Source organism: Soonwooa sp., assembly GCF_030151385.1.
GTDB lineage: Bacteria > Bacteroidota > Bacteroidia > Flavobacteriales > Weeksellaceae > Soonwooa.
The window spans coordinates 59,169-71,035 of record NZ_JASLDS010000045.1; the positions used below are offsets into that span (position 1 = coordinate 59,169).

The window sequence follows — 11,867 nt, forward strand, 5'->3', positions numbered from 1 at the left end:
TAATACTTATCCTAATATTCACTTATAAAAATCTGAAACTTTCCATAATACAAAGCTTGAGGAGCATTGGAAATGTTCATCAAATAAACTTTAATTGTATTGGTTGAAATCAACTTGGAAGAAACAACCGTGAAATTAGAATCAAAGCCAGAATCTGGATTTACTGATACAATCGCTTGTGTTGATGTTGGCTGACTAGCAGCCGGAATACTAATATCTACTGAAACCACTTTACCACTTTCAACTCCAGAAAATGTCATTGACGTAGAACTATTAAAAGCAAACTGATTTTTTTGCACATTCCCTTTTGGTCCTAACTTTACATTCCCGCTAACATCCAATTTGGCATTGACATTGGGAGCACTAGTTCCAATTCCGACATTGGCATTTATACCACCCAAAACAACGGCATTTGCCTGACTTGTAGAAGCACCATAACCTAAAGCCGTGGAAAACTGTCCCGTAGCCGAAGCTCCCGAACCAATTGCAGTAGAGTTTTGGTTTGCTGTTGTTGTATTAATTCCTACAGCTGTCTCATTATTAGAATTTGTTTTTGCATTAAATCCCATAGCAATCGACTGATAGCCTACAGCATTTGCATTTTCACCGATTCGAATATCACCAAGGACACCAAATCTTTGGACAACTTTAGCGTTCGCTTTAAATACCAAATCGTCATATGAAGAAGTCCCAAATGACAAATTAGTACCCGCTCCTCCATTATTACCTACATTGCTCCCAGATGAAGTCCAAGCTCCCGTGCTCGAACCACCGCTTCCTACAACCGCATTCCATTTTCCATCCCAATAATAAAAACCTTTAGTGGACAAACCACTTTCACCGTTATTCCACACCAATAAACTTGTCGCAGGAGAAGGTACTGTTGTAATATCATTTACTGACGTAAGATTAACCCTTGGAATAAGTAAACCTTTGTTGTTACCATAGACATCCAATGCCGCAGATGGATGAAAAGAAGCTGTATTAATTCCAACTTGCGCATTAAAACTTATAGTTATAAATAACAGAACAAGAAAAATTGATTTTTTTATGGTGTTTCTTTCGAAAAAATTAAGTGTACTCATATTATAAAATTTGATTTTTAATCAAGCCTGCAAAACTACGTACTAACAAGGCTAAAACTCTTCAAGTCAAAGATGATATAACTCATATAACTAGCTTTAATAAAAGGACATACATAACAAATTCAATCTTTAAATTTGCTAATAAAATCATCTTTAAGTTGAAAACGCCTTAACTTAAAAACAAAAAAAACTCCAACAAAAGCTGGAGTTTAGGATATATAATTTTAAATTTAGTTTTACAGAAATCGACTTTTAGTGAATGTCAATTTTTTGTGCAGGCAAATTATGTTCCGGATCTTTTGGTAAAATAATGGTTAAAATTCCGTCTTCATAAGTTGCTGAAACCACTTCCGATTTCACTTTGCTTGTTAATTGGAAAGAACGCTCGAAGCTCGTCGGATAATATTCTTGATAAACGATATTTTGAGGTTCCGAAGTTTGCGTTTCGTTGTAAGCGATTTTCAAAACATTGTTTTTAATCGAAACATTGAAAGCTTCTTTTTTCAGTCCTGCAGCGAAAAGCTGTAAGGCAAAATAATCTTCACTTTCCGAGATATTAACAGGTTTATGTGCACTCAATTTTTCGGCTACAGCTTCCTTAAAAGGATGATTTGAGCTAAAAAATTTGTCACGACATCTGTCGAATTTTTGGTTAAAATTATTTCTGCAGTGGTCTTTTTTACTTCTTGTATTTTGAGTTGTTGAAAACATATTGTTTAATTTTTAATATTGATAAATTATTGAATTGGGATAATGGCAAGATTTTCAGATCTTGAAGCTTGGAAACTCGGTTGAACCGCATAGTTTTGCTCAGAATTTCTATCGAAACTTATTGGCGAATTATCGTAATAATTGATATACTCGCGTTGTCTTCTTCTGGCAAATTTACGAGCGACTAAAGTTCCGATGCCTGCAGCGACAGTTCCTAACAAAAGCAGTTTGAAAATCGTCCCGATTATTAATGTTGCGATACCAGCGATAATCGTAACTCCGACTAATCTTGGCAATAAAAAACGCATTTTATTTTTCATTTTTTTGATTTTAAAGTTTGTAATTCTAAAGGCCTTTTTATGGAAGACGCACCAAAATTTGTTTTACTTTAAAATTTTAAAAAATATTTTTAAAAACTTTTGCAAAAGGCTAATTAACAACACCTTGTCTTTTCGACGAAAGAGAAATTTTTTATTTAAAAAGAGATTCTTCGCTGCGCTCTGAAATCGAAGATTCGGCGAAGCCAATGACAAAACAAAAAAAACTCCCAAAACCTTTCGATTTTGGGAGTTTATATCTATCTACCAAACTTGCAGCGATCGCCAAAACGCTTGCGCCATTCTTCACGGAAACGCTCTTTATCATCGTCTGTCATTTGAGGCATTTCTCGGTTACATTTATCTTTAAAATGACCTTTTCCGCGGCCACCACCATTGAAACCTCCAAATAAAATTTTGGACAAAATCAATATTCCGAAAGCTTGCCAATAGGTTATACTTTTAACACCTAAAATCTCTGGCAAAAGCATATTCCAAAGCCATTGCACAAACCAAACCAATAAAAATGCCAAGCCAATACCTATCGGAAAGGCGAGCCAAAATTTCTTTTTATTTCTATGTCTAAATTTCGGATTCATTTTAATATTTAAGTTCGTTGTACAAATGTCTTAATTTTACGCGAAGATGCTTCACAGCATAACCTTTTCGGCTGATAATTGTCTTGAGGTTTTCATTTTCCTCGTCCGCAATTTCCTGCAAAGTACGGTCTTCTATTTCATTCTGAATAAAAACGCGACGTTGATTTTCGGGAAGTTCTTCCAAAGCTTTCATCAACTCGTCCCAAAAAATATCTTTAAACATCTTTAACTCGGGATTGTTGGAATCGTCCGCCAAAAGAATTTCTTTTATGCTAAAACTTCCATCTTCGTCCTCGTAGACGTAATCTTCCAGCGAGTCGCTTTTCTTTTTTCGGTAATTGTCGGTGATTTTGTTTCGCGTTACGGAATATAGCCAAGCGCTCACATTTTCCAAATCGTCGATGTTGGTCAAACGGCTGGTCTGATACCACACTTCCTGCAAAATATCTTCTGCATCCTCAACTTTGCTCACTTTACCCTTGATAAAGCGCAGCAATTGCGAGCCGTAATTTTTGACGACTTCGGTAAGTGAAGCAGATTGTTTTTCAGCCATTTTATCCAAATATAGCGAGTCCATATTGAAGTAGACGAAGCTGAAACGAATTTACTTTAACTTTTTTAAAAAATTTATTTTAAAACTTTCCCCAATTGGAATTTCGGTGTCTGAAATAAGTAAAACAGACTTGCTATCAACCGATTTTATGTGATTAAGATTGAGAATATAGGATTTGTGAACTCGGCAGAATAAAGAATCCGGAAGCTTTTCTTCCATAGATTTCAAAGTGTCGAGGACGATATATTCTTGGTTTTGGGTTTTGATGTTTACATAATCTTTAATGCTTTCGATGTACAAAATATCGTCAAACAAAATTTTATGTTGCTGTCCAGAAGATTTAATGAAAAAGTAATTTTTCTCAGATTCCTGCACGCTTGCAAAACGTTCTTTTGCTTTTTCAATTCCTTTTTGGAAGCGCGAAATCGTAATTGGCTTCAGCAAATAATCAATCACATTATGTTCGTAACCCTCCAGGGCAAATTCTGAATAAGCAGTGGTTAGGATATACTTTACTTTGTCACCAACGATTTTCATAAAGTTGATACCTGACAATTCGGGCATTTGGATGTCTAGAAAAACCAAGTCAACATCATTGTTTTGGATAAACTCAATCGCTTCAATGGGATTCAGAAAAGTTGACAACAACTCAAAGTTTGGCGTCTCGGAAACATATTTTTCCAAAAGTGAAACCGCCAAAGGCTCGTCGTCGATGATGATGGTTTTTATGTTCATGCTTTTTTGTACAATGTATTATGTAAAATGTACGATATATTTTATAGTTCGTTTGTCATTGGCTTCGCCGACTCTTCGATTTCCGAGGAACGAGGAATCTCAATTATAGAGATTCATCACTACGTTCTGAATGACAATATCGCAGATTTCTTGGCTCTTCGTTCTAAAAATCTCTACAGCTCAATCTTCAACTCAACTACAAAAAGATTTTCTTTATCTGAAATATGCAGTTCGTGTTTGTTGGGATAAATCAGTTCCAAACGCTTTTTAACATTGCCGATTCCGATTCCTGAAGTGTGGTCTTTGGAACCTTGTCGCTTTTGGTTTTCGATTCGGAAATTTAGAATATAATTTTCTTCTTTTAAATCAATTTTCATTTCATGTTCGTTGAAATCACCGTGTTTAAAAGCATTTTCAACAAACGGAACCAATAACATCGGCGAAATTTGCAAATTTTCGTTCTGAATATTCTTTTCAAAAATAATCTTTTCAGGATTTCTGATGCGCAGTTTTTCTAAGGCAATCAAACTTTCTATATAACCTACTTCACGTTTTAGTGGAATAAAATCTTGCTGCAAATCTTTGGTTGAATAACGCAACAACTCGCTTAATTCTTCAATCGCAGGAAGCGCTTTATCGGATTTCTGATAGACCAAAGAATAAATATTATTCAGAGAGTTAAAAATAAAATGCGGATTGATTTGGGTTTTTAACGCTTGAATTTCCGCTGTTTTTTTTTCCGAAATCAGCTGAACTCTTTCTTCTTCTACTTTCATAAATTTATATATCAAACTAAAAACCGTGGAAATAAAAATCGTAGTCGAACTAAAATAAATATTATCAAAAAAATAAAATCCAAATCCAGTTTCAGGTGCGTAATTTCCACGACCGATATACATCGGCAATAAGGTTTCTTCAATAAAATACCTAACAAGAACGAAACAAAAAACGCTTATAAAAAAACCGATTAAGGTTTTATATAGTTTATGAATGTCGAAAAACTTAGGAACAACGAAGAAGTAATTGACATAAAAACAAATAAACGCCGTGACAAAAAACGTGACATTGAGTATTATGTGGTCAGACTTAAATACAAATTTTGGCACCAAAATACTTCCGGCAAAGTTGAGTACCCAAAAGACGATATGTAAACCAACGAGTTGCTTATTTTTCATACCCAAATGTAAGTTAGAATTTGCTTTAAATTCAAACATAAATCGACAAAACCACATTTTTCTCCGACGAAAAAAAATTAGTCCGATATTCTTAAAGCTTGGTCTAAACGCTATTTCAAAAGACTTAGCTGGTAAATACCTTTGTCCTATCGAAATAATCACTCAAATAATTTTTATTAAAAATAATTTAAAGATGAAAACTTTAGTAACTGCATTTTTTATCATTTTATCGACATTTAACTTTGCTCAAGATAAAATAAATGTTATTTTGATTGGTACTTTTCACTTCAACAATCCAGGTCTTGATGCTGCAAAAGTAAAAGAGAGAAATATTTTAGAGCAATCTAATCAAAATGACCTGAACCAAATTGTAAAAACTTTAAAAAGCAGCTATAAACCAGACAAAGTTTTTGTCGAAAATCCTTTTGAAGACCGTAAAACTCTCGATAAAAGGTATGATTTGTACAAGCAAGGAAAAGCTTACTACAAGGCAGATACTATGAAATATGCTTTTGACAAGAGAATGCTAAATGAAAATGAAATCTATCAGTTGGGATTTCGATTAGCAAAAGAGGCAGGCAATCAAAAGATTTATTCTATTGACTATCCAAGTGATATGAATCTTGGTGCTTTGGAAAACAAAATCAGCTTAAACCCATCGCTTTCAATGTTGGATTTCCAAACAAGAATAAAGCAACTTTCAGAAAGTTCAAATGCGTGCCTTAGCGAAAGTAGATTACAAAAAACTTTTAAATGTCTTAATACGGATGAGAGATATTCAGAAAATAAAGGACTGTACATTTCATTTTTCAACAAAATTAACAAAGCACCAGATTTCTATGGTTCTCAATTGGTTGCAGATTGGCACAAGAGAAATTTAATTATGTACTCATACATTCAAAATCAAATCGAAAAAGGTGACAAAAATATTGTCGTAATCGTTGGGTATGGGCATGCTGCCATGATGTATGATTTCTTCAAAAACGATACACAATTCAATATCATCAATCTAAACAACATTTTTTAAAAACAAAAACTATCCCTAATTAAGCAAGTTAGCATCATGAAGAAGACTACTATATTTTTAGCCCTTATTTGTCAAGGTTTACTGATTGCGCAAAGCAAAACCGACACCATAAAAACTACGAAATCTATTGAAGAAGTAAAAATAACTTCAACTAAAAAATTAATTGAACGTAAAGCCGACCGTTTGGTTTTCAACGTTGATGCTTCGATGGCATCACAAGGAATGGACGCCGTGGAAACTCTTGCAAATGTTCCGATGTTGAATGTGAACGAGGAAAAAAATACGATTTCGATTGTTGGAAAAAGCAGCGTTTCGGTGATGGTAAACGGCAGAATGCTGAATATTTCGGGCGACGCTTTGGTGAATTACCTTAAAACTATTCGTTCTGAAAACATTGCAAAAGTGGAAGTTATCACAACGCCACCAGCAAAATACGAAGCCGCAGGAAATAGCGGAATTTTGAACATCGTATTAAAGAAAAATCCGAATATGGGTTTCAGCGGAAATATCGGAACTGGACTTCATCAAAGAAGTTATTTTGGTGGAAATGCGAACGGAACTTTGAATTATCAAACCGAAAAACTTAGTTTGAGTTTTAAAACCAATTATTTGAACTCCGCAAAACGTTCTATCGAAAATTACAGCATTCTCGGAAGTACCGACAGTTACAGTCATTCTCGCAGAAAAGACATGTGGAAAAGTATTGCGCCAAGTCTGAATATGTCTTATAAACTCAGCAAAAACTCAGAGATTGGATTTAATTATTTGTTTACACACCAAACGCCAGATATGGACATTGTGAACACAACCAATTATTTTCAGAATGCTCAAAATATCGAAAATCTGTTTACCAACACGAAGCATCGCGAAAAAAACACGATGAATACTTTGGGCGTTTATTATGATTTGAAATTGGATTCTATTGGTAAAAAGTTGAGTTTCACAGGGAATTATTACGGAAACAATGCCACGACAAATGTAAATTTTAACACCTTAAAATCTTCCGACGAAAGTTTAGCTTTTGTAAAAACTATTTCGATTATAAAACCTGAAATTTTCTCTGGTCAAGCCGATTTGGAACTTCCCTACTCTTTCGGAACTATTGAGACTGGTGCAAAATTTAATCAATTCAAAAACTCAACCGATATTGGTTATTATAATCTTCAAAATCAGGATTGGGAGATTGATGCGACGCGTTCTAATCTTTTTCAGTACAAGGAACAGAACTATGCAGGATATTTTAGTTTCGCAAAAACCTTTAACGAAAAATGGTCAACAAAAGTTGGACTTCGTTATGAGCTTACGAATGTTGATGCGTACACTCCGCAAACCGATGAACGCAACAAATACAGCTATGGAGAGTGGTTTCCGTCGGCTTACATCAATTATAAAAACGACAAAAACTCCTACACGATTTCGTATTCACGAAGAATAAATCGCCCCGACATGGACAATTTGAATCCATTTCGTTGGTATTCGAATACGTTATCTTATTCTTCGGGAAACCCTTTATTGAAGCCATCTTACATGAATAATTTCGAATTGGGTTATACGTATAACAATAAATTTAATGCGAGTTTGTACTATTTACGTCAAACGAATGGTTTTGGGCAAGTGTCTTTCCAAAATGGTTTAGAAAGCTACGGAACCTATCTTAACACTTATGACAGCAATTTTTATGGAGCAACTGTTTCGTACACGGACAAAATCAAACCTTGGTGGGAAATCTCAACTTACGTAAATGCTTCTTTAACCGATTCGAAAGTTTACAATATTGAAGCAACGCCGAGAAAAGGGACAACTTTCGACTACAGCATCCGAAATACGTTTACTTTGAACAAAGCAAAAACGATTAATTTCTTCTTGAACTTTAGTCAAAACTTGCCTTATCACAACGTGAATTCTTATTTCCATAGTTTCACGAATTTAGATTCTGGGATAAAAATCGCTTTGATGGAAAAACAGCTTCAAATCAACGCTTCGGTTTCTAATATTTTCGGGCAGTATTGGAAAGGTGATATTTATTACGCAGACAACAGCCAACATTTCAACAATTATTGGGACGGCCGAGGTTTTAGGCTGAGTGTGAATTACACTTTCGGAAATAAAAAAGTAAAAGAAAGTCGCAGCATCGATTTTGAGGAAAAAAGTAGAGCGAAGTAGAATTTCTATTTTAAACTTTAAATATTTAATTCAAAAAAAATCATATTCAAATTAATATTTACTTTCAAAACACGTTTCAGACTTTGAAGCGTGTTTTTACTTTTTTAAAAACAATTATTCAGAATTTTTTTGGCATATATTTTAATACTACTTTCTAATCACAGTCACTATAAAAGTCAATCACAAATAACCACCAAATACCAAAAATTATGAGCAAAAATGTTTCTGAACAAATTGTAGAAATGCTTGTGGAAGCAGGCATCAAAAGAATATATGCTGTAACTGGCGACAGTCTTAACCACCTTAACGACGCTGTCCGCCGAAACGGAAAAATCGATTGGATACACGTTCGTCACGAAGAAGTTGGCGCTTACGCCGCCGCTGCCGAAGCCGAACTCGATGGACTTGCCGTTTGTGCAGGAAGTTGCGGTCCGGGACACGTACATCTTATTAATGGTGTTTACGATGCCAATCGAGCGCACGTTCCGCTTTTGGTAATTGCTTCAACCATTAATACGCACGAATTTGGAACTGATTATTTTCAGGAAACCAATACCATAAAGCTTTTTGACGATTGTAGCGTTTATAACCAAATGATTACGACGGCGCAACAAGCTCCGAGAATGCTGCAAATTGCGATTCAGCATGCGATTAGTAAAAAAGGTGCTGCGGTTATCGGTCTTCCGGGCGATGTTTCGGAATTGCCAGCCGAAGAAAATCTAACTTCTAATCAATATTTTTTCACGAAGCCGATTATCAGACCAAATGACATCGAGCTCAATCAATTAGCAAAACTGATTAATGAAAATGATAAAATCACTTTGTACTGCGGTATCGGAGCCGAAAATGCTCATGATGAAGTGGTACAACTTTCAAAATATCTGAGTGCGCCTGTTGGCTATTCTTTCCGTGGAAAAATGGGAATTCAGTACGAAAACCCTAATGAAATTGGCATGACAGGACTTCTTGGCCTTCCATCGGCTTACCACAGTATGCACGAATCCGACTTGGTCATTCTGCTGGGAACCGACTTTCCATACGAAGCTTTTATGCCGACAAAAAATAAAATTGTCCAAATTGATACCGCTTCCGAAAGATTGGGAAGACGAGCAAAATTAGAACTCGGACTTTGCGGTGACGTTGCGGAAACCATAAAAGCTTTAATGCCATTAATTCAACAAAAAACGGATGCTTCATTTTTGGAAGACCAACTGAAAGTCTATGGAAAAGTAAAAGAAAACCTCGAAACTTATGTCAAAGATTCTGGAAATGCCAGCAATATTCAACACCTGAGTTTCTGGCAAGTATGTTGTGTAAACATGCTGCAGATGACGCCATCTTCACAGTGGATACAGGAATGACTTGCGTTTGGGGCGCTCGATTTATTCGTTCCACAGGCAAACGAAAAATGTTAGGTTCTTTTAATCATGGTTCTATGGCGAACGCAATGCCAATGTCGATTGGTGCAGCGCTTTCGCATCCTGAGCAACAAATTATTGCTATGTGTGGCGACGGCGGAATCTCCATGCTTTTGGGCGATTTAGCAACCATTCATCAATACCAATTACCGATAAAAATTATTGTTTTTAACAATCGAACTTTGGGAATGGTTCGTTTGGAAATGCAAGTGGCTGGACTTCCCGACAACCAAACCGATATGGTAAATCCAGATTTTGCAAAAGTTGGCGAAGCGATGGGCATCACCAGCGAAAATATCCACGAACCGAATGATGTTGAAGCAGCTATCCAAAGAGCTTTTGCTCATAATGGACCTTATCTCCTCAATGTTTTCACCAATCCAAATGCACTTGCCATGCCTCCAAAAATTGAAATGAATCAAATGATTGGCATGACCAAAGCGATGACCAAATTGATGCTTGGCGGAAAAATAGACGAAGTTATCGACACTATAAAATCCAATTACAAGCATTTAATTTAAAACCAAAATAACCGAAAAGCAGTACCAAAAAGTGCTGCTTTTATTTTGCTTCGACTAAAAAAATTATCTTTGCTAGCGAATTTGCATTATTAAAAAATGACATCGACTAGCATTTTTATTACAATTTGCTTTGCTGTACTTCTTAGCGTTATTGGATTTTTGATTTCAAAAATTACGAAACTTCAGAAGGAACGAAACGATTTAACATCTGAGACAAAAGCCCTAAAAAAGAAATTAGGTGCTGTAAAATTGGATTATATCGAGACCAAACTCAATCCTCATTTATTCAAAAATATTCTCAACTCGGTGCAGTCGCATGCGTACCAAACCTTTATTTCTTTGGATAAATTGTCAGGCGTTTTGGACTATGTTTTATACGAAAGTAGCGAGCGCTTTGTAACACCAAAACAAGAAATCGAATTTACCAAAAACCTCATCGAAATCAATAAGATAAAAGTAAATCCACTTTTTGATTTTAGGATTAAACATAATATTGATGAAAATGATGTGGTCTTTAACGAGAAAGTTTTGTCACCTTTAATAAGCGTCGATTTTATTGAAAATGCTTTCAAGCACACCAATTTCCTTGCAGACGATTCTTTTATTTTGGTTCAGATTTCACTACAAAATAGTATTTTCGAATTAAAAGTTCAGAACAAAGTTTCCTCCAAAAATCCAATGGAAAAAGACCATAGTGGATTTGGTGCAGAATCTTTGGAACAACGTCTAAAAATGGTTTACAAGAAAAATTTCACGCTTCGAAAATCTATTCAAGACCAAGTTTTTACAGCTCATTTTAAAATTGATTTGAATGACAAATACAATCAAGTGCGTTATACTCGATGATGAATTGTTGGCAATAAGTTATCTGAAACTTTTGTGCGAACAAATTGAAGGCGTCGAAGTTGTAAAGGCTTTTAACAGACCCGATATTTTCTTACAAGAAATCAATAATATCGATTGCGATTTGTGTATTTTGGATATCGAAATGCCCAACATCAATGGTTTGCAAGTGGCTGCGCAAATTCCTGACAAACAAATTATCTTCACAACTGCTTATAAAGATTATGCAGCAGATGCGTTCGACCTTAATGTTGTGGATTATGTTCGAAAGCCGCTAAAAAAAGAACGTTTGGAACAAGCTTTTGAAAAGGTAAAAGTCGTCCAAAAACCAATTAAAAAATCTTTTTTTGAATGGAATACTGGCATCGGAAAAACCCAAATTGACATAAAATCATTGTTATATATCCACACTTCGGACATCGACAGTCGTGACAAAACGGCTTTGCTTGACGACTATTCAGAAATTACGCTGAAGAATATTAATTTCAAAACCTTACTAAGTTTGTTGCCCGAGCAAGAATTTGTTCAGATAAATAAAAAAGAAGTTTTAGCAATTTCAGTGGTCAAAGCTTTTTCGGATAATGAAATTGTCACCAACATTCACAAAGATGGAGAACCAATTCTGAAACTCGCTTTAACAGAAGCTTTCCGAGAAAACTTTAACAAAACATTGTCCTAAGGCTTGATTAAATTTTCGAAGCAAAACATTACAGAAAAGCT

General features: G+C 35.2%; 11 protein-coding genes and 1 pseudogene. 5 read left to right on the plus strand and 7 right to left on the minus strand.

What is annotated here, in order from left to right:
- Nucleotides 1-11: 11 nt before the first annotated feature.
- The 7 genes from Q1V95_RS07830 to Q1V95_RS07860 all read right to left on the minus strand — a co-directional run bounded on the left by Q1V95_RS07830 (nt 12) and on the right by Q1V95_RS07860 (nt 5,175).
- Nucleotides 12-1,085 carry a hypothetical protein gene (locus Q1V95_RS07830; RefSeq protein ID WP_300672442.1) on the minus strand — a complete coding sequence of 358 codons (1,074 nt, stop codon included), beginning with the start codon at nt 1,083-1,085 and terminating at the stop codon, nt 12-14.
- Nucleotides 1,086-1,337: 252 nt separating this feature from the next.
- A complete protein-coding gene (locus tag Q1V95_RS07835; protein ID WP_300672444.1) occupies nt 1,338-1,796 on the minus strand; it encodes an Hsp20/alpha crystallin family protein in 459 nt (152 codons plus the stop codon).
- Nucleotides 1,797-1,822: 26 nt separating this feature from the next.
- Nucleotides 1,823-2,116 (minus strand): hypothetical protein, encoded by a 294-nt coding sequence (locus tag Q1V95_RS07840; RefSeq protein ID WP_300672446.1) that lies wholly within the window; start codon nt 2,114-2,116, stop codon nt 1,823-1,825.
- 257 nt (nt 2,117-2,373) lie between these two features.
- Nucleotides 2,374-2,712, minus strand: coding sequence for a hypothetical protein (locus Q1V95_RS07845; RefSeq protein ID WP_300672448.1), 339 nt, complete (start codon nt 2,710-2,712; stop codon nt 2,374-2,376).
- A gap of 1 nt (nt 2,713) precedes the next feature.
- A complete protein-coding gene (locus Q1V95_RS07850) occupies nt 2,714-3,289 on the minus strand; it encodes an RNA polymerase sigma factor (protein ID WP_079666646.1) in 576 nt (191 codons plus the stop codon).
- Between the two features lie 27 nt (nt 3,290-3,316).
- Complete coding sequence (locus tag Q1V95_RS07855; protein WP_300672453.1) at nt 3,317-4,000, minus strand: LytTR family DNA-binding domain-containing protein; 684 nt, start codon at nt 3,998-4,000, stop codon at nt 3,317-3,319.
- A gap of 173 nt (nt 4,001-4,173) precedes the next feature.
- Nucleotides 4,174-5,175, minus strand: coding sequence for a histidine kinase (locus Q1V95_RS07860; protein WP_300672455.1), 1,002 nt, complete (start codon nt 5,173-5,175; stop codon nt 4,174-4,176).
- 193 nt (nt 5,176-5,368) lie between these two features.
- Between Q1V95_RS07860 and Q1V95_RS07865 the strand changes: the two genes are divergently transcribed.
- From Q1V95_RS07865 to Q1V95_RS07885, 5 genes and pseudogenes are all read left to right on the plus strand, one after another.
- On the plus strand, nt 5,369-6,202 hold the full coding sequence (locus Q1V95_RS07865) for a DUF5694 domain-containing protein (RefSeq protein WP_300672457.1): 834 nt from the start codon (nt 5,369-5,371) through the stop codon (nt 6,200-6,202).
- Between the two features lie 36 nt (nt 6,203-6,238).
- On the plus strand, nt 6,239-8,365 hold the full coding sequence (locus Q1V95_RS07870) for an outer membrane beta-barrel family protein (protein WP_300672459.1): 2,127 nt from the start codon (nt 6,239-6,241) through the stop codon (nt 8,363-8,365).
- A gap of 209 nt (nt 8,366-8,574) precedes the next feature.
- Nucleotides 8,575-10,304 (plus strand): annotated as a pseudogene (locus Q1V95_RS07875) (thiamine pyrophosphate-dependent enzyme).
- Between the two features lie 96 nt (nt 10,305-10,400).
- Nucleotides 10,401-11,150: a histidine kinase gene (locus Q1V95_RS07880; RefSeq protein ID WP_300672461.1), complete on the plus strand. Its 750-nt coding sequence runs from the start codon at nt 10,401-10,403 to the stop codon at nt 11,148-11,150.
- Nucleotides 11,116-11,826 carry a response regulator gene (locus Q1V95_RS07885; protein WP_300672463.1) on the plus strand — a complete coding sequence of 237 codons (711 nt, stop codon included), beginning with the start codon at nt 11,116-11,118 and terminating at the stop codon, nt 11,824-11,826. The genes Q1V95_RS07880 and Q1V95_RS07885 overlap by 35 nt, the downstream gene beginning before the upstream one ends.
- Nucleotides 11,827-11,867: the final 41 nt, after the last annotated feature.